This is a genomic window from Maribacter chungangensis (assembly GCF_042676845.1).
Lineage (GTDB): Bacteria > Bacteroidota > Bacteroidia > Flavobacteriales > Flavobacteriaceae > Maribacter > Maribacter chungangensis.
Map to the genome: position 1 here is coordinate 300855 of NZ_JBHTHY010000004.1, position 19677 is coordinate 320531.

The following is a 19677-nucleotide window of genomic DNA, read 5'->3' on the forward strand; positions in this document are numbered from 1 at the left end:
CGCCCAACCAATAATATAAACAAGCATGAAGGAAGGAATAGCAGGCAAAATTGCCAAGATGTTCATAAACAGTAAATTAACGGTGCTTTTAATGATCGTTTTTATGGTCATTGGCGTGTACAGTTCATTTTTGATACCACGTGAGGAGGAACCGCAGATAGATGTGCCTATGGCGGATATTTTTGTGGGCTACCCCGGGGCGAGTCCTACCGAGGTGGAGAGTCGCGTAATAAAGCCATTGGAGCAGCTGATCAGCAATATTAAAGGGGTAGAATATGTGTATTCCACCTCCATGAAGGAGCAGGGGATGGTGATCGTACAGTTTTATGTGGGCGAGGATATTGAGCGCTCTTTTGTAAAGTTGTACAACGAGATCAACAAACACATGGACGAAATGCCAAAAGGGGTAACCTTTCCCTTGGTGAAGACCCGTGCCATTGACGATGTGCCTATGTTGGGTCTAACGCTTTGGAGCGAAAACTACGATAGTTACCAATTGGGCCAGATGGCGCAAGAGCTGGAGGCTGAGATCAAAAAAGTAAACGATGTTGCCATTACCCATAAAATAGGGGGGCAGGACCGTCAATTACGCGTGGTACTTGACAAGGAAAAACTGGCGGCAAGCGGTCTGGATTTTTTAACGGTCGCCGAAATGATAGAAGCGAACAACGCGCAGTTGAGTGCCGGTAGCTTTGATAAAAACGATACGGAATTTTTGGTGACAACGGGCAATTTCTTGGCATCGGTTACCGATGTGGAGAATCTTGTGGTGGGCGTACAGCAAAACCGACCTATTTACCTGAAACAAGTGGCACAGATCGTGGACGGTCCGGAGGTGCCCCAGGATTACGTAAGTCTGGGTTTTGGACAAGCAAGCGATAAGGTGGCCGAGTACAGGTCGGAATATCCAGCGGTGACCATTTCGGTAGCCAAGCGTAAGGGTGCGGATGCCATGAAACTTTCCGAGGTGATCTTGAACAAGGTAGACCACTTGCGCAAGACCTTGATTCCGGACGATGTGCATGTGGAAGTGACCCGTAATTACGGTGAAACGGCTTCCCAGAAGGTATCTGAACTGTTGTTGCACCTGCTGGGCACCATCCTTGCGGTAACCTTTGTGGTCATGTTGGCCATGGGCTGGCGCGGTGGTCTGGTGGTGTTTTTATCGGTGCCCATTACCTTCGCCTTGACCCTGTTGAGCTATTATATGCTGGACTATACCTTAAACAGGATTACCCTTTTTGCCTTGGTTTTTGTAACGGGTATTGTGGTGGACGACTCCATCATTATTGCGGAGAATATGCACCGGCATTTTAAGATGAAACGCTTGCCCTTTAAACAAGCGGCACTCTATGCCATTAACGAAGTGGGCAATCCTACTATTTTGGCCACGTTTACGGTAATTGCATCGGTACTGCCCATGGCTTTTGTATCCGGTTTAATGGGGCCGTATATGGCACCAATGCCCATTGGAGCCTCTATAGCTATGATTTTCTCCTTGTTCGTGGCACTGACCATTACACCTTATTTAGGTTATATTTTCTTGAGGGAGAAGGATAAAAAGGGACAACCTGAAAAAGTTGAAAAGCCTTTGGAAGAGACCCTTATTTATAGATTGTACGATCGCTTTGAAAGGCCATTGATCGAGAATTCCAGAAAACGCTGGTTGTTCTTGGCAGGTACCTTTCTCTTGCTACTAGGTTCCATGGCACTCTTCTTCACAAAATCGGTTGCTGTTAAAATGTTGCCATTTGATAATAAGAACGAATTTCAGGTAGTGATCGATATGCCGGAAGGAACCACCTTGGAGCGCACGGGAGTGGTTGCCAAGGAAATTGCCCAATATTTGGCGACTCGGCCAGAAGTGGTCAACTACCAGAACTATATAGGAACTTCTGCGCCCATTACGTTCAATGGACTGGTGCGGCATTATGATCTTCGTGGTGGTAGTAATATGGCGGATATTCAAGTGAATTTGGTAGATAAGGGCGAACGCAGTGCCCAAAGCCATGATATTGCAAAACTATTGCGACCGGAAATACAAAGGATTGCGGTGAAATACAATGCGAACGTAAAATTAGTGGAAGTGCCGCCAGGGCCTCCCGTATTATCCACCATCGTAGCCGAGGTGTATGGCCCGGACTATGAAGAACAGATGCGGATCGCCGACCATATACAAGATATCCTCAAAAATACGGAAGATGTGGTGGATATCGATTGGATGGTGGAGGCCGACCAAAAGGAGTATCAATTTACCATTGATAAAGAAAAAGCGATGCGCTATGGGGTTGCACCATTGCAAATTGCACATACGATGAACATGGCCCTCTCCAACCGTTCCATTGCCAATCTCTACGACGCCGATGCTACACAACAGGTAGGTTTGGTCTTGGCCTTGGACGAAAAGGAAAAATCTACCATTGGCGATATCGCTCAATTGAAGATCGCTTCTAAAATGGGGAATATGGTGCCTATTGCCGATTTGGTAACCATAAGGGAAACTACAAGTGCCAAAAGCATCTATAGAAAGAACCAAAAGCGCGTAGTGTATGTCCTTGCCGATATGGCCGGGGAATTGGAGAGTCCCGCGTATGCTATTTTGGGTATGGAGGAAAAACTGAAAGAAATTCCCTTGCCCCAAGGTTACGAAATGCAAGAGCTCTATTTGGGTCAGCCCGATTTTGAGGATAATTATACCGTAAAATGGGACGGTGAGTGGCAAATAACCTTAGAGGTATTTAGGGATTTGGGTATTGCCTTTTTGGGTGCTATTATCTTGATCTATATTTTGATCGTAGGATGGTTCCAGAACTTTAAGGCGCCCATTGTAATGATGGTGGCTATTCCGTTGTCCTTGATCGGTATTGTTTTGGGCCACTGGATCATGGGTGCGTTTTTTACCGCTACCTCATTTATAGGTATGATCGCCTTGGCCGGTATTATGGTGCGGAACTCGGTCTTGCTTATTGATTTTATCAATTTGCGAACGGCGGAGGGCGTACCCTTAAAGCAGGCCGCGATCGAGGCCGGTGCGGTGCGGACCACTCCAATTCTGTTAACCGCAGGTACCGTGGTCATTGGTGCATTTGTCATACTTTTTGACCCAATTTTCCAAGGTTTGGCCATTTCGTTAATGGGCGGTACTATCGTTTCTACAATACTTACCTTGTTGGTTGTGCCCTTGGTATATTATATGATCGAGAAGAAAAAAGCGCCCTAGCCCCCAAAGGGGGAACTGACGATGTGGTGGAAGAGGGTAGAGGATAGTTGTTAGTGCGTAGTTTTTGGTAATAAGTAATTAGTAAAAAGTAATTAGTAAAAAGTGGGAGGTAAGTAATGAAAAGTAATTAGTGAAAAGTTGAAATGATCAGTTGGGTGTATAGACTTGTATTTGAACTTGACACTTGAATTTGTATTTGAGTATGAACTTGAACTTGACAATTGAATTTGAATTTGAATTTGACCCTTGAACTTGAACTTGAATTTGTATTTGAGTTTTAATTTGTATTTGAACTTGATTTAAAAAGGAACAGAAATGAAACTATTAATTGTAACCGTGGTTGAGGCCTTTGAGAAGGACATTCTCCGACTTTTTAAGGAGGCCAAAATTGAGAGCTTTAGTGGATCCGAAATTGATGGGTATAAAAACCATACGTCCGTGGTACGGACATCCAGTTGGTTTCCCAGCCAGAAAAGTGGTGTAGAATCGAGCTTGTTCTTTTCCTTTACGGAGGACGAGAATATTGATCTCATTTTTAAGCTCATAAAAGAATTCAATAGTAATCTGGAGACCAACAACCCAATAAAGGCGGTTGTGGTACCCATTGAAAAATCAATTTAATTTTAAAAATAGAGTCAAAATGTTAAATACATATTTTAGGGTTATCGTAGGTACAATGGTATTGGTAAGTGTTGTATTATCAGTTTACGTGAGTATAAACTGGTTGTGGTTTACCGTATTTATAGGGGTTAATTTAATACAATCGGCCTTCACGAAATGGTGCTTGCTAGAAACCATACTTATGAAATTAGGGGTAAAATCCAGCGGAGGAAGTTGTGGTGTTTAAGTAGGCCATCAAAGAAACGGATTCCGAAGTTCTAGCTGACGCGGAATTTTTAAAACAAAGCGCGTTTTTAATTATAGGATGTATGGTTTAAAACATAAAAGGGAACCGCTTGCTCATAAATCGGTTCCCTTTAATTGGATAAGCTGATTATTTTATCTCTTAAAGCGATAGAAAGAAACTCAACTTATAAAAATCGTTTGGTGCAAAACGTTCGTCCTCATCGGCTAGATTGCCGCCAAAGGAAAATCGTAGTCCGGCATTCCCTTTAGTGAACTGCAAATAGGGGCCCAGCCAAACATAGCCATCGGCACGATCTAGAGAACCGCCTCCGTTGATGTCTCCACCGGATAGGTACAACTCCTCAAAATGGCCTCCTACAGATAAAAAGGAAGTTACCTTGACCCCTAAATTGGCCCAATAGTGTACGTAGTTGTTGGTAGCCTCTCCCGCTGCGGTTTTATTTGCTAAAGCACCATAGTACCCAAAGTAGAACTGGCCTTCCAGTAAATCCGTCCCGTAGTTTACTGTTAGGTTGGGCACGATACCGTCGCCAATAACCCCCTGTTGGGCTGCTCCACTGGAAAGTAAGCTCCCCATGGTAAAGCCCAATTGCGGATTAATATCAAAATTACCTAAGGTCTTGTTGTAACCAATACCAAATTCCGTCCATTGACCCCATGCACTTCCGGTACCGGCGCCCCACTGTATTCCGTAAGCGGTAAAGGTATCGGTATCGCTAAGCGCGTATCCAAAGGTCATCATAGGATTAAATCCAAAAAAGGCATCTTGATTAAGGTTTAGACCAACACTTATTTTGTCGGTATCGTCATCGGTGGATTGTGCCTGGAGGCCAAGGTTCGTTAATAAGAGTATAAACGTAAGGATAAGAAGTGATTTTTTTAACTGCATAATATATGGTTTTAAGAATTATTTATTTTTAATACTTTGATTTTTAGTTGTTTATAGAGATGTTTTGACCGGTGTTTGAATTATGGATCGTTTTGGTTTAGAATCAAACCTTGTCCTTGGTTTTTATCGGAGCTCTTATTTGCATGGTTATTATTATTAATATGGTAGTAATACTACCGTTCAAGAAATTATTAGTTTTAACAGTAACTGTATGAATTATATGTATCATCGTAAAACTTTCGGAAATATATAGTTGATATAATTACTACCCTAATTTTTATAGGGTGTAAATTTTATTTTTATTATATAATTAATATAGTACCCCAAAATTTAAAGGGTATAAAAAATATATATGTATAAATTATTCATTAAATTATTTGGGGAGTTCAAGAAGATACTGTTGAGGTTTAGGTATTTAGAAGGCTTTGGCCGACCGATTTCCTGATAAACGAACCTAGGTGCCGATCAAGGCTAGGCTATAAATCGATAGTCATATTGCTCATAAACGGGATTGGGCTGTCGGAGAAAATTGTTTTTGTTTAGTTCTACCATATTTAAGTAGGAAACTATTGCAGCATTACGAGGCCAATTATAGTAGTGCGTGTTTAGTTCAATCTTTGACGAACCGGGCAGTTTTTGTGCGTTTTGTCCTATAAAAGATACAGATGAACCAATAATCAACAATTAAAATACTTAGGTTCCGTTACTTTCGATAATCCGTTCACAAGTAAGATGAACGACACTTTTTTTCTCTTCTTTCGAATCATTTCTTTTAAAATCACTTTACGTTCATCAGTTTTTATCGATTATCGGTAAAAGCATCAAAAACCTATGAATTTTTGTTAAGTATTACGCTATAACTTTTTTGCAACTTTGAGGTCTAAACCCAAAATCTTACTATTATGAGGAATTACCTACATCAAAAAGTAGTTCTTGGCTGCTTTACGGTACTGTGCAGCATGGCCATGAACGCGCAAAGAACAGCTTTTGCATCCATCGATAAACACAAAATGGATGCTACCGTTCAGCGAATGAAAAATTTCAAACAGCTCAAATCCATGGGCTATTCGGAAAAAGAAGTCTACCAAGATTTAGGAAACGCACATTTTCTTTCAGAAAACTATGAACACGCACTTTTTTGGTATGATCGGTTAATCGAATTAAACGCCGATGGATTGTTAGAACCCTCCTACCAGAAGCGCTACGATCATGCCGTTTCTAAACTTGGTAAGACAAAATCATCCGATGAAGAATCGGAAGAGAACTGGACCGAACTCGTACGCGCAGATTACCAAATGACCCAAGCTTCCCCAAAAAAAGGCAGCCTTTCTTTTAGGGACCGCTTTAAACCTTTGAATTTGGGGCTTGACAGGGAAGAACTTGCCGTTAGGGAAAAAATAGTTGACCCCGGTATTCATAAGAAGCGTACGGTCGACAAAAAGAAGTTGGACTATGAATCTCCAATTTCATTAACTAAAGATGGGCAAACGGCGTATTATAGTAAAACAGTATTTGTAAAACCAACTACCGGAATTTTTTCAAAAAAAGAACCGGTTCACAAAGTATATCGTGCCGATAAGGTACAGGGTAAATGGAAAACTGTTCGTGAGCTTGCGCTATGTCCCAAGGAATTTTCTGCAGTTCATCCGTCGGTATCTCCTGATGGCAAGCGTCTTTTCTTTGCTTCCAACATGCCCGGCACTTTTGGTGAATTTGATATCTATGTTGCCACTATTGGAAGCAACGGAGGAGTAGGTACTGCTAAAAACTTAGGACAAAACGTAAACACGGAGCGTAACGATATGTATCCCAAAGTTATGGAGGGGAACACCTTGGTTTTCGCCTCCGAGGGCCACAAAGGTTATGGCGGCCTGGATGTGTTTTCCGTTCAAGTATCACAAAGAAGTGTGGGTCTGGCCATTAACATGGGAGGTTCTATCAACAGTACAGAAGACGATTTTGCCTTGCAGTTGGCACCACAAAAAGGGATGGCGTACGTAGTTTCCAATCGTGGCGAAAAGACTGGTTCGGCACAAAAGATTGCCTATGCCTACGTAGGCGAAAAGGGTATTCCCGAAACGGATTTCCGGTTGTTGGAAGCGTTGAATACAAGTGGGCAGGAAGAATACTCTTCATCCCTATTTGAGGACGAATAGTATTAAAAACTACGTTTTGCGCCAGGAATACCCAACCTTATTACGCGCTTATAATTGAAACTATAACATCGGTTCTTTGTTGCAACGGAGTAGCATTGGAACTGTTGTATGACATTACTCTACCTAAAACATAAAAAATATTCAAATGGACTTTACACATAAAATAGCCGTAAGAATAGCTCTACTTTTAATTCTTACCACTGTTGCGGGAAGCTTATCGGCATATAGTCAAGAGGCAAAAACAGAGATTGCCACTTCGGGGGCATATCACAATCAACTTTTCTTTAACCGATTTTTAATCAACCCCACGTTTTCTTTGGTAAGGGAAAATAAATCCTATTTAAACATACTGCATAGAAACCAGTATGCCACTTTCGATGATAACAGCCAGAACTATTTTTTGGGCTTTAGCAATAAACTCAATGATAGAACGGCTTTGGGAATCGGAGTTTACAGTCAGTCAACTGGCGTAATACAAGAGTTTGGATTTAACGCCAACTATGCAACTTCAGTACGCTTGGGAACGAACAGTAAACTGGCATTTGGCACTAATATCACTTATATAAACAAAGGTGTGGACAAGAATAAAGTGGTCATATCGGAACAGGACCCTACCATAAAAGATGCTAGAAAGGAAAGTAAGATTGCCATTAAGCCAGGGGTGAATTTATCATTGGGCAATTTTGATTTTGGTATTTACGCCGAAGATCTGTTTCGGTACAACCAGACCACGGAAGAGTTTGTAACCGATTTGTCCCTAAACAGTATAAAAGCATCCGTGCAATATACACATGGATTCAAGGCCGGGAGAGGACTTTTTCAAAACGCACGGTTAATGCCTTTGGCGCAGGTAGGCCAAAACAGCAATGGCAGCCTTTATTACTTTGGTTCTTTGGTGTTGGACATGCCAAACTACGGCTGGTTACAGACTACATTGGATCAAGAGTACGGAATGTCTGCCGGTGTTGGCTTTAATTTGAGTAAGACTATGTCTCTTGGCTATTTAATGGAAAAAGATTTATCGCAACAAGAAGCTAATTTAGGATGGAATCACGAACTGTCCTTAGCGTATACCTTTAAGAACGAAAACAGTATGGCCCATAGCTATGTGGATAGTTCCGACGATGCTAAAATTGATCAAATTGTACGTAATTACGAGGCGCAAATTTCCGATTTATTGGCCGAAAAGGATAAACGGCAGAGAAACGCCAAGTTTAAGCAGGATATGATGAGCGGAACGATAGACGAGCATACCTTGGCCTATCAGAACAAGCTTATTCTCGATGAACTTATGATGCGTCAAGACTCTATAGAGGCCTCCCGTATAGCCGCATTTGAAGACCGGTTTGAGACTATAGTACGTCTTTTACGCAATGATATCAAGGATAATATAAAATCAAGCTTACAGAACTATACCCCGGAAGAGGAAACGTATTTGGCGCGAACGAATACCGGTACCGGGAAAGAGAACAAATACAATGATTTTGATAGAAGGCAATACTCCAAGTTACCTGTTAAAGTGCTGGGCGATGCCGATGCCATTGGCGTAAAATCCGGCTTCTATGTAATTGCCAATGTATACAAGAATAAAAAATACTTGAATGCCTTTGTAGAAAGCTTAGAGAAAAAAGGACTTGAACCAAAACAGTTTTATAACAGGGAAAATGGTTTGCATTATGTCTATTTGGCCGATTATGATGCAAAGCAAGAGGCACAGGTTGCATCCGTGTCCGATTTGGGGGGCAAGTATAGCGATGAAAAATGGATCATGCAGGTAGACCGCTCTACGGCTACTGCTTCTAACGTATATGAAGATGATGAGGCTTTTTATAGCCGGGAGGAGTGATAAAAGAGAAAGGATAACGTACTAGGTTGTTTACTATTTATATGTTTTAGTGGATTGTCGATAAGAGGAGGGAAGGTATCCGGGGGGATGGCCAAACCCTCCTTTTTTCGTTGTTAAGTCTTCTATTGTTTAGTGGTAAAAAACAAACTTGTCATCCTGTTTTTTTCGATGAACGGTAACGTAATATAGTATTTGAACGAAAATAGCTACAAATTCAACTAAGATATTTTGTTATTAATTATATTTCGAACATAAATTACATTTTTTAATTTAGTATTTAACCCAAATCCCCCCAAAAGTATGCAACAATTCTACCTATCATTTGGAGTACAAAACAGAACGGTAATGCAACTGTTCAAAATTCTCTTTTCCAATACGGCTTCCGTCCTAAACTCAATGCTCAATGCGTTTCGGTTTTTTTGCTATTCCGCTACCGAGACAAAGCTTGGACTGGGATAGCTTTTTAGATTTTAGCCGCTTACTACACATACGGCCTAACCGTTAGGCATGATGCTATCAGGGTATTTTAAAAACCTTAGTAAACACTGTTTTTAGGATGTCATCTGTAAGGAGTAGGCTTTAATGCTGAATATTATAGTGTCTTATTTAATTGGCACATAGTTTAAACTACTTAAACTTAATATAGTACTAATCAATGTTATCGTATTCATTTTGAATAGTTTAGCATGCTAATTTTGTATTATGGAAACTCAAAAATTAAAGATTATCGTTATAGAAAAGAATAAAGTGTTAAGTGCGGCTTATCATACATATTTAGAAGGATTTTCCGGCTATTTATTGGTAGCAACCTATACCGACATACAATCGGCTTTAAAGGAATATAAAAAAACTAGACCGGACATTATTTTTGCCGAGATAGGTTTAAAAGGAATAAGCGGTATTGATGCCATTCACTTGTTCAGAAAGAAAGATAGAAATGTAAAGGTGGTCATGATTAGCAGTAACAACGATTTTGACACCATTAAAAGGGCTTTTAAACAGGGTGCAAACGGTTATCTTACCAAACCTATGAGTGCCGATAGACTGGATCATGCACTTACCAGTATTAGAAATGAGGGGGCTGCAATGAGCAATGATATCGTTAAGAAAGTGGTAGCCAATTTTCATAAAAAATCGTTTACTTTTTTTTCGGAGCGGGAAAATCAAATTGTTGACTATCTGTTCAAGGGCGCCACCTATAAAGTTATCGCCGACAAACTATTCGTAACCACGAGTACGGTCAATTTTCATATTCAGAACATCTATTTAAAATTGAATGTAAACTCCAAGTCGGAGGCTTTAACAAAATTAGAACGACTGTAGTTAACAGTTTTAGTTTAGGTTCGGACAATAAAAGTCAAGTTTGTACGAAAGCGTTTTCGACGTGTGTTTTTTTTAAAGTTTAATTTTTAAAATATTGACTATCAACATTTTAATTAGAATCGATACAGTGTAAAATTTTGGTCGGGCCACTTGTGAAACAGAATATTGGTTAGGATTGTTTTAGTTATCATCCTTTTCCTCTATTTTTAAAGAACCGAACTGTTTTGGTGATCATAGAAGAGAAGCACATGTATTATTTAGGTCTGGATATAGGAAGTTCTTCGGTCAAGGTAGCACTGGTACATGCAGAAACCGGTAAGAGTTTAGGTCTTGTGCAAGAGCCTCAAACCGAAATGTCGATGTTAGCCGTTAAGAATGGTTGGGCAGAGCAAAATCCCGAGGATTGGTGGAAGCACGTTTGTGCCGGGATAAAGAGGTTAAAAAGCGAGCATCAGGTAGCGGATTCCGATATTAAAGGTATTGGCATATCCTATCAAATGCATGGTCTGGTCTTGCTGGATTCTGATGGAAAAGTGCTGCGCAACTCCATAATTTGGTGCGATAGCAGGGCCGTAGGAATAGGTCAAAAAGCCTTTGAAGAAATAGGAGAGGAGCGGTGTACATCTCAGTTATTGAATTCCCCTTCCAATTTTACCGCTTCTAAATTGAAATGGGTGAAGGAAAACGAGCCTGATATTTTTACCCAGGTTCACAAATTTATGTTACCGGGAGATTATATCGCATATCGCTTAACGGGAACCATGAACACTACGGTTTCCGGACTTACCGAAGGTATATTTTGGGATTTTAAACAAGAAGCCATAGCTGAGATGCTTATGGACCATTACGGTTTTGACGGCAGTAAAGTTCCGGACATTGTGCCCACTTTTTCGGAACAGTGTACCGTTAGCCAAAAAGGGGCGTCCGAAAGCGGAATGGCCATGGGAACTCCCATTTTGTACAGGGCTGGAGACCAACCCAATAATGCCTTGTCGCTCAATGTATTTAACCCCGGAGAAGTAGCGGCAACTGGCGGTACCTCTGGTGTAATTTATGCGGTTACGGACAGTCTGTCGGTGAAGGAAAGTGCCAGGGTGAATAATTTTGCCCATGTAACTTATCAACCGGGCAAAACTTTACGTATCGGTAAATTGCTTTGTATCAACGGTGCCGGTATTCAATTCCGTTGGTTATTGAATAATTTGGACGTAGCTTCTTATGAGGAAATGAATACCTTGGCAGCTTCCGTTCCTGTTGGTTCTGACGGGGTCTGCATTATTCCCTTTGGTAATGGTGCGGAACGCATGCTGAATAATAAGGATATAGGCACCAGAATGCTGAACATCAATCTAAACAACCACGGCAAGGCGCATTTATGCAGGGCGGCTTTGGAGGGCATCGCCTTTTCCTTTGTTTATGGAATGGAAATCTTAAAGTCGGACGGCAGTGCGGTAAATTTAATGCGCGCGGGGAACGACAACCTTTTCCGTTCGGAAATATTTTCAAATACCGTGGCTACGCTCATCGGACACGATATTGAAATTTATAATACCACAGGAGCTATCGGGGCGGCACGTGCGGCGGATCTGCATAAAGGGGATTTTGAAGTTTTTGGCAAGCGGATCATGGAGAACGATTATGTAATGACATACAAGCCAGAGAAAAACAAGGAAGCCTACCAAAAGGGGTATGAAGTATGGAAAAACGAACTAGAGATTATTTTAAAAACAACATAACATGGCAGTATTAGGAGACAAGGAATACTTTAAGGGTATCGGGGAAATTAAGTTTGAAGGAAAGGAATCGGATAATCCTTTGGCGTTTAAATACTATAATCCGGAGCAAGTGGTCGCTGGAAAAACCATGCGCGACCATTTTAAATTTGCAGTGGCCTATTGGCATACCTTCTGCGGGCAAGGGGCGGACCCATTTGGACCCGGGACCCAAAATTTTGAATGGGACAAAGCCTCCGACCCCTTACAGGCGGCAAAGGACAAAGCGGATGCCGCATTTGAGTTTATCGGCAAAATGGGGTTCGATTACTTCTGTTTTCACGATTTTGACCTGATCCAAGAAGGCGCCACGTTCGCGGAATCGGAAAAACGTTTGGCAACGATTACCGATTACATCAAGGAAAAGAAAGCCGCCTCCGGTATTAAGTTGTTGTGGGGAACGGCCAACTGCTTTTCCAACCCACGGTACATGAACGGTGCCGCTACCAATCCTGATTTCAACGTAGTGGCTAGGGCTGGCGGACAGATAAAACTGGCCTTGGACGCCACCATTGCCCTAGGCGGAGAAAACTATGTGTTCTGGGGCGGACGAGAAGGTTATATGTCCCTCTTGAATACCGATATGGGCAGGGAACTGGACCATATTGGTCGGTTTTTAAGCATGGCACGCGATTACGCCAGAGGGCAAGGGTTTAAAGGGAATTTCTTTATAGAGCCCAAGCCGATGGAGCCGAGCAAGCATCAGTATGATTTTGATACCGCTACGGCTATTGGCTTCCTAAGGGAGTACGGACTGGATAAGGATTTTAAAATAAATATCGAGGTAAACCATGCTACTTTGGCGCAACACACCTTTCAACATGAAATGGCCGTGGCTGCAAAAGCGGGGATGCTGGGCAGTTTGGATGCCAACCGTGGCGACTATCAAAACGGCTGGGACACGGATCAGTTTCCGAACAATATTTTGGAAACGACAGAGGCGATGTTGGTGTTCTTGGAGGCTGGCGGACTTCAAGGTGGTGGTGTCAACTTTGATGCGAAAATAAGGCGGAATTCAACCGATTTAGACGATGTTTTCCATGCCCATATCGGCGGAGCGGATAATTTTGCCAGGGCCTTGTTGACGGCGGATAAGATCATTTCTTCTTCAGCCTATACAAGTCTCAGGGAAAAACGCTACAGCTCCTTTGATTCCGGTAAAGGAAAAGATTTTGAGGAAGGAAAGCTAGATCTCAACGATTTGTACAAAATTGCTGCTGAAAATGGAGAATTGGAATTACAGAGCGGTAAACAAGAGCTGTTCGAGAATATCGTGAATCAGTATATCTAAGCAGCTTAATAGTATATTGATGGCGAAAGTATTTGGTGTATTACCATTTTCTTTCGCCATTTTTATTTATATCAATTAGCGTGAATACCACAAATTGTTATTTGGTAAAATCCCGGGGGTTGCTTCATCAAATTATAGTATTTTAGATTCCGATGAAAAAAATCACCCTAAAGGATATCGCTGCCCATTTTTTGGTGTCTGTCTCTACGGCTTCAAAGGCTATCAACGATAGTCATGAAATAAGCGTGGCGCTAAAGGAAAAAATTCAGGCATACGCAAAGGATAAAAACTACAAGCCCAGTAGGTTGGCCCTTAATTTGAGGAATAAAAGCAATAAGACCATTGGCGTTATCGTCCCCAATATCCTCAACTATTTTTTTGTGCAGGTGCTGTATGGTATCGAAAAAGTGGCGAACGATAAAGGCTATAATATCATCAGTTGTATCAGCGACGAGTCTTTTGAAAAGGAGTCCAAGACGCTTGAGTTTTTAGATTCCGGAACTGTAGACGGACTCATAGTTTCATTATCCGAGGAAACACAAGAAAAAAAGCGTGTAGAAGCATTGCTGGAAATTGTTGACAATCAAATTCCTTTAGTATTGTTTGACCGGGTTTCGGACTTGGTGCATTGCGATAAAGTTGTGGTAGATGATTTTGAGGCCGGTCATACAGCAACTTCTTATTTTCTAGATACCGGTTGTAAAAATATCGCCTTTGTTTCGCCCATTTCCAAGTCTAGCGTGGGTACGCTTCGTTTTGAAGGCTATCAAAAGGCATTATCGGAAAAGAACATCCCGCTTAACTACAAGCTCGTTGTCAATTTTGGTAAGGACGATGATTTGGATGTGTTGATGTCTATCCTCTTAGATGGAGCCCCTGTAGATGCCATTTTAGGTTTGGACGAGATTACCGCGGTCAAGGTTTTGAAGATGGTAATAGCGCGAGGGTACAGCGTGCCCGATGATATTTCTATTATAGGGTTCACTAATGGCCAATTATCCGAATACGTGACTCCTGCGTTGACAACGGTGAGTCAGCATGGAAAATACATTGGGGAGTCCGCCGCAAAACAACTCATCGAACGGATAGAGAATGCCAATGAAGGACAGTTTGATTTTAAGACCAAAGTAGTAAAAACAAGTCTTGTTGTCAGAGATTCCACTAGGAAGTTGCCCTAATCACTTTTAGTAAACGACTTATTTTCTCTGTAAGTATAGAGGAGCAGTACGCATTCTGCATCCCCTTTTCTTTGGAGAGGCCGGGGAGCGGTCTTTTCCACAAGTCAAACTTTTCCATCTTTTTACTCGTTATTACAGGAATTTCATCATATCCGCCATTCAATTTTTTTTGCAGCATCCGTCCCCTCTCCTTGGGATAGGGCTAGGGAGAGGTCTTTTCCCAAAGCCGCATCCTTTAATCTTTTTACTCATTATCACAAGAATTTCATCATATCCGCCATTCAATTTTTTTTTTGCAGCATCCGTCCCCTCTCCTTGGGATAGGGCTAGGGAGAGGTCTTTCACACACTATCAGGATGTGGATGCACCCAAGGAGCCCTATATTCCCGTGTCAATAGCTGGGTTGCCTCCGCATCGTTCACAACGGTTCTCGTTTCTGGGTCATAGACCAGTGCACGGCCCAAATCCATGGATAAATTCGCCAAAATACAGCTCGCTGAAGAAATATGCCCTTCTTCTATATCGGCAATGGGGCGACTGTTGTTCTGGATGGCATCAAGAAAATTGATCAGATGTCTTCGTGTGGCAGGGGCGGCATGCAGTTCATTATCCTTCTCTATAAGGTCCTCCGGGTATTTTTCTTTTTCGTACAAAACATCAAAATGTATAGGTTCTCCTTTGCCGCGCGGAATAAAATCCGCCTGCATGGGACTTCCCTTTAATACGCCTTTATCGCCGTAGATCACAAAAGCCCATGGATATTCCTTATCTACGGGACTGCCCCATGAGCGGTGCTGCCAAACGCAGTTCAGTTCAGGGTATTCAAAAACGGCCGATTGGGTATCCGGCGTGTTGGATTTCCCTCCTTTTTGAACGTAGATTCCGCCTTGGGAACTTATTTTTGAAGGCCAGCCAAGGTCCAGCATCCAGCGCACCGTATCCAGCATGTGCACGCACATATCGCCCATAATTCCGTTCCCGTATTCCCTGAAGGTACGCCACCATCTCCTATGCGGAATTCCGTCATAAGGACGAAGTGGCGCGGGACCGGTCCACAGGTCGTAGTCCAAAAAATCAGGTACCGGTTCCTCTGGCGGGTTTCCATCCGCACGCATGTGGTAATAGCAGCACATTTCTGCGTGTGCAATGGTACCTAGCAGTCCGGCATCAACAATTTGTTTTTTCACATCGATTAGATGCGGTGTGCTTTTACGTTGTGTTCCTACTTGTACGACACGGTCGTATTTTCTCGCCGCAGCGACCATCGCCTCGCCTTCCATGACATCCACACTCGTAGGTTTCTGTACATATACATGAGCACCCGCCTTCAGTGCTTCAATGCAGTGTAGGGCGTGCCAGTGGTCAGGCGAACCGATGAGCACAATATCTAGCTTGCTATTTTTTAGCATTTTTCTGTAATCCGTGTACCCATTGGGTATTTTACCGGATTTTTGACGTTGCGATACCAGCTCCGACACTTCTTTTAAATGGTTCTGGTCCACATCGCATACGGAAACTACCTCCACATTGGCTACTTGTATCAGTTTAAACAGGTCACTGGTACCATACCAGCCTGCTCCTATAAGTCCTACCCGTTTTGGTTTTTCATTTTTAAAATATTTAAAACCATAACTGCCAAAAGAGGACAGCAAGAGGGATGCTGAGGTACCTTTGATAAAGTGTCTTCTGTTCATGAGGGTATGATGTCTTGTGTTTTGTAATAGTGCTGGTTATGTATTCTTGGGATTAAGATACGTAATGATTCTTTAGCTGTAAAGGACACCTTATGCATAAAACGGTTAGCCATATCACTTTAATGGTTATATTTAATTTGAAAATATATTGCCAACGGTATGAAAACGAAGCTTTTTCTTTTGTCGATTGTTTCTTTTATTCAGTTTGCTTACGCGGATATTACCCTCCCTAGGATATTTGGTGACAACATGGTGCTACAGCGCGAATCCGAGGTGTACTTGTATGGTTGGGCATCTCCTAACGAGACGTTTAATATTACCACTGGTTGGGACGGTAAAACCATTGAAGTGAAAACAGGAATAAATGCCAAATGGCGGGTGCAGGTTACTACCCCAAAGGCTGGCGGTCCCTATGAAATTGAGTTTAATGGCAATAAAAATACCATTAAACTCAAAAATGTGCTTATAGGCGAGGTGTGGTTGGCTTCTGGACAATCCAATATGGAGTGGAGCGCCAACAGTGGCATTGTAGATGCCGCTACCGAAATACAGAACGCCCGCTATCCGAACATTCGTCTTTTTACCGTGGATAAAAGAACCGCAACTACACCTCAGGAATACGTTTCCGGTGATTGGGAAATTTGTTCTCCGGAGACCATGGCCGATTTTAGTGCTGTCGCCTATTTTTTTGCTCGACGTGTTCAAGAAGAAATGAACATTCCGGTAGGATTGATAGATGCCTCTTGGGGTGCTTCTTCTGCGGAGGTTTGGACCCCGGAATACGTATTTGACGAACATCCGCAACTTAAAGAATCCCATAAGTTGATCAAAACGAACCAGTGGGCACCCATTGAGCGATCTACGTTGTACAATGCCATGATCGCACCACTAACCAATTTTAAGATTTCTGGAGCGCTATGGTATCAAGGAGAATCCAACACTGCCAATGCCCAAAGTTATAAGGATTTGTTTACCAAAATGATTATGTCTTGGCGAAAGGAATGGGGGGCCGATTTCCCTTTTTATTACGTGCAGATTGCACCTTATAACTATGGTAGGGCGCATGAAGGTGCCATAGTTCGCGACCAACAAAGACGCGCACTTACACTTCCAAATACAGGTATGGTGGTTACCAGTGATATTTGTACGGTTGATGATATACATCCGCAGAACAAACAAGATGTGGGCTTACGTTTGGCGAACATTGCCTTAAAAGAACATTTTAACGTATTGAAAACTGAAGTCTACGGACCTCTTTTTAAGAATTTTGAGACCAATGACAGGGAACTGCTGGTTCATTTGGACCATGCGAACGGACTCCATTTTAAGGCTAAGAGCGACTCGTTTTTTGAAATTGCCGGAGCGGACGGAGTTTACCACACCGCAAAACCAAAAATCAGGAATAATACGGTGGTGTTAACGGCGAAACAAGTATCTGTGCCGGTATCGGTCAGGTTTGCATGGGGCAATACGGATATTCCAGGTTTGTTTAACGCAGCCGAATTACCTACGTCCACATTTTCCAGTAATTGATTTACGAATAGTAAGGCACTAGCTAAAAGTTTTTGCATAATGCTCTTCTATAATCTTTTATGAACTCATCGTTATAATGTCGTACACTGTGCTTTTAGTGTAATTGGACACGGATTTTTTAGTTGTTGGTATAAAAAGTAAGGTTTGTTTTAAGCTAAAGCCTTAACTTGTGGTAAAAATTACTTTACATGCAAATAAAAGAATCTTCTGAAGCCTTTGATGTTATAATTGTAGGCTCTGGTGCTGGTGGCGGTATGGCTACAAAACAATTGGCAGATGCAGGACTTAAGGTTGCGGTCGTGGAGGCTGGGCCTTATTTTGACCCAGCGGATCCTAAAACTATGACCCAATTAAAATGGCCTTATGATTCGCCTCGAAGAGGAGCGGGTACCGATCGGGCTTTTGGGGAATGGGATATGTCCTATGGGGATTGGGAAGTTAAGGGAGAGCCTTACACCCATGAAGAAGGAACCACCTTTAAATGGTGGCGGTCTAGAATGTTAGGGGGTAGAACCAATCATTGGGGCCGTATTTCGCTTCGTTTTGGTCCAAAGGATTTTAAGGGAAAAACTCGTGATGGTTATGGTGAGGATTGGCCCATAGGTTATGAAGATGTAAAACCGTATTACGATAAGGTAGATAAATTAATTGGTGTATTCGGCACCAACGAAGGCTTGGAAGATGATCCGGACGGTTTCTTTCTTCCACCACCAAAACCAAGATTACATGAGCTTTTTTATATTAAAGGAGCTAGAAAATCAGGTATTCCTGTAATACCCAGTCGTATGTCCATGTTGACGAAACGTATTAATAACGATCGTGGTATTTGTTTTTATTGTGGACAATGTGGACGTTCCTGTTCAGTGTATGCAGATTTTTCTGCGGGCAGCTGTTTGATATTCCCGGCGCAGAAAAGTGGCGGACAGGTAAAGTTGTTCGTTAATGCAATGGTGCGCGAGGTAACTACGAATGAAGAAGGTAAGGCAACGGGAGTTTCCTATATTAACAAGGAAGATCGTAAGGAATATAAATTGAAGGCCAAAGTTGTGGTACTTGCCGCATCAGCATGTAGTTCTGCCCGTATTTTATTGAACAGCAAAAGCAAGCAGCATCCAAACGGACTTGGAAATAGCAGCAATCTTATAGGGAAATATTTGCATGATTCTACCGGAAGTAGCGGTATGGCTTTTATCCCGGGGTTAATGAACCGAGACGTATCCTACAATGAAGATGGGGTAGGAGGTATGCACGTTTACAGTCCTTGGTGGGGAGATAACAAGAAGCTGGATTTCCCAAGAGGCTATCACATCGAAGTTTGGGGCGGTATGGGACAACCTAATTATGGTTTTGGTTTTGATCAAGGCGCTTTTAATAAGTTGGTAGGACTTCCCTCAGGTGGTTATGGGGATAAGCTTCGCGACGAAGTGAAATCCTATTATGGGGCCATTGTCGGCTTTGGTGGTCGAGGAGAAGGTTTGGCAGTAAAGGAGAATTACTGTGAAATAGACCCGACCACTGTGGATGATTACGGCATTCCAGTGCTAAAATTCAATTATAAATGGTCGGATATTGAGGTGCGACAGGCAAAACACATGCAGGATACCTTTGAGGAAATCACTCATAATATGGGGGGTATTTATTTAAATAAGCCCGGAAAAGATAGGGATTATGGTTTGCACGCCCCTGGAGAGATTATACATGAAGTTGGTACCACCCGCATGGGGAACGACCCTACAACCTCGGTAACTAATAAATTTAACCAGTTGCACGACGTAGATAATGTGTTTATAGTAGATGCAGGAGTTTTTGTATCCCAGGCGGATAAAAATTGTACATGGACTATTATGGCCCTATCCTGGAGAGCAAGCGACTATATTATTGAACAATTAAAACAGCAAAATATCTAAG

At 42.2% G+C, this 19677-nt stretch carries 13 protein-coding genes; 11 read left to right on the forward strand and 2 right to left on the reverse strand.

Annotated elements, in window-relative coordinates; genetic code table 11:
- Positions 1–25: 25 nt before the first annotated feature.
- The 3 genes from ACFQZJ_RS07460 to ACFQZJ_RS07470 all read left to right on the forward strand — a co-directional run bounded on the left by ACFQZJ_RS07460 (position 26) and on the right by ACFQZJ_RS07470 (position 4067).
- Complete coding sequence (locus ACFQZJ_RS07460; protein WP_379933514.1) at positions 26–3220, forward strand: efflux RND transporter permease subunit; 3195 nt, start codon at positions 26–28, stop codon at positions 3218–3220.
- A 315-nt stretch (positions 3221–3535) separates the two neighbouring features.
- The gene (locus ACFQZJ_RS07465; protein ID WP_379933516.1) at positions 3536–3841 is read left to right on the forward strand and encodes a hypothetical protein; all 306 of its coding nucleotides are present in this window, start codon (positions 3536–3538) and stop codon (positions 3839–3841) included.
- Between the two features lie 19 nt (positions 3842–3860).
- On the forward strand, positions 3861–4067 hold the full coding sequence (locus tag ACFQZJ_RS07470; protein WP_379933518.1) for a YgaP family membrane protein: 207 nt from the start codon (positions 3861–3863) through the stop codon (positions 4065–4067).
- 159 nt (positions 4068–4226) lie between these two features.
- Here the strand turns inward: ACFQZJ_RS07470 and ACFQZJ_RS07475 are convergent, their stop codons facing one another.
- A complete protein-coding gene (locus ACFQZJ_RS07475; protein WP_379933520.1) occupies positions 4227–4976 on the reverse strand; it encodes a DUF6733 family protein in 750 nt (249 codons plus the stop codon).
- Positions 4977–5878: 902 nt separating this feature from the next.
- Here ACFQZJ_RS07475 and ACFQZJ_RS07480 point away from each other — a divergent pair.
- The 6 genes from ACFQZJ_RS07480 to ACFQZJ_RS07505 all read left to right on the forward strand — a co-directional run bounded on the left by ACFQZJ_RS07480 (position 5879) and on the right by ACFQZJ_RS07505 (position 14542).
- Positions 5879–7132 carry a cell envelope biogenesis protein OmpA gene (locus ACFQZJ_RS07480; RefSeq protein ID WP_379933522.1) on the forward strand — a complete coding sequence of 418 codons (1254 nt, stop codon included), beginning with the start codon at positions 5879–5881 and terminating at the stop codon, positions 7130–7132.
- Positions 7133–7277: 145 nt separating this feature from the next.
- Entirely contained in the window at positions 7278–8978 is a 1701-nt protein-coding gene (locus ACFQZJ_RS07485) for a PorP/SprF family type IX secretion system membrane protein (RefSeq protein ID WP_379933523.1), read from the forward strand.
- A gap of 702 nt (positions 8979–9680) precedes the next feature.
- Positions 9681–10301, forward strand: a complete 621-nt coding sequence (locus ACFQZJ_RS07490) for a response regulator (RefSeq protein WP_379933525.1) — start codon at positions 9681–9683, stop codon at positions 10299–10301.
- A gap of 248 nt (positions 10302–10549) precedes the next feature.
- Positions 10550–12037 carry a xylulokinase gene (locus tag ACFQZJ_RS07495; RefSeq protein WP_379933557.1) on the forward strand — a complete coding sequence of 496 codons (1488 nt, stop codon included), beginning with the start codon at positions 10550–10552 and terminating at the stop codon, positions 12035–12037.
- 1 nt (position 12038) lies between these two features.
- A complete protein-coding gene (gene xylA, locus ACFQZJ_RS07500) occupies positions 12039–13364 on the forward strand; it encodes a xylose isomerase (protein ID WP_379933527.1) in 1326 nt (441 codons plus the stop codon).
- Positions 13365–13516: 152 nt separating this feature from the next.
- Entirely contained in the window at positions 13517–14542 is a 1026-nt protein-coding gene (locus ACFQZJ_RS07505) for a LacI family DNA-binding transcriptional regulator (protein ID WP_379933529.1), read from the forward strand.
- 341 nt (positions 14543–14883) lie between these two features.
- Here the strand turns inward: ACFQZJ_RS07505 and ACFQZJ_RS07510 are convergent, their stop codons facing one another.
- Complete coding sequence (locus tag ACFQZJ_RS07510; RefSeq protein WP_379933530.1) at positions 14884–16236, reverse strand: Gfo/Idh/MocA family protein; 1353 nt, start codon at positions 16234–16236, stop codon at positions 14884–14886.
- 159 nt (positions 16237–16395) lie between these two features.
- Between ACFQZJ_RS07510 and ACFQZJ_RS07515 the strand changes: the two genes are divergently transcribed.
- Together ACFQZJ_RS07515 and ACFQZJ_RS07520 are read left to right on the forward strand one after the other, a co-directional pair.
- Complete coding sequence (locus tag ACFQZJ_RS07515) at positions 16396–17769, forward strand: sialate O-acetylesterase (protein WP_379933532.1); 1374 nt, start codon at positions 16396–16398, stop codon at positions 17767–17769.
- A 188-nt stretch (positions 17770–17957) separates the two neighbouring features.
- Positions 17958–19676, forward strand: a complete 1719-nt coding sequence (locus ACFQZJ_RS07520) for a GMC family oxidoreductase (RefSeq protein ID WP_379933534.1) — start codon at positions 17958–17960, stop codon at positions 19674–19676.
- Position 19677 lies beyond the last annotated feature (1 nt).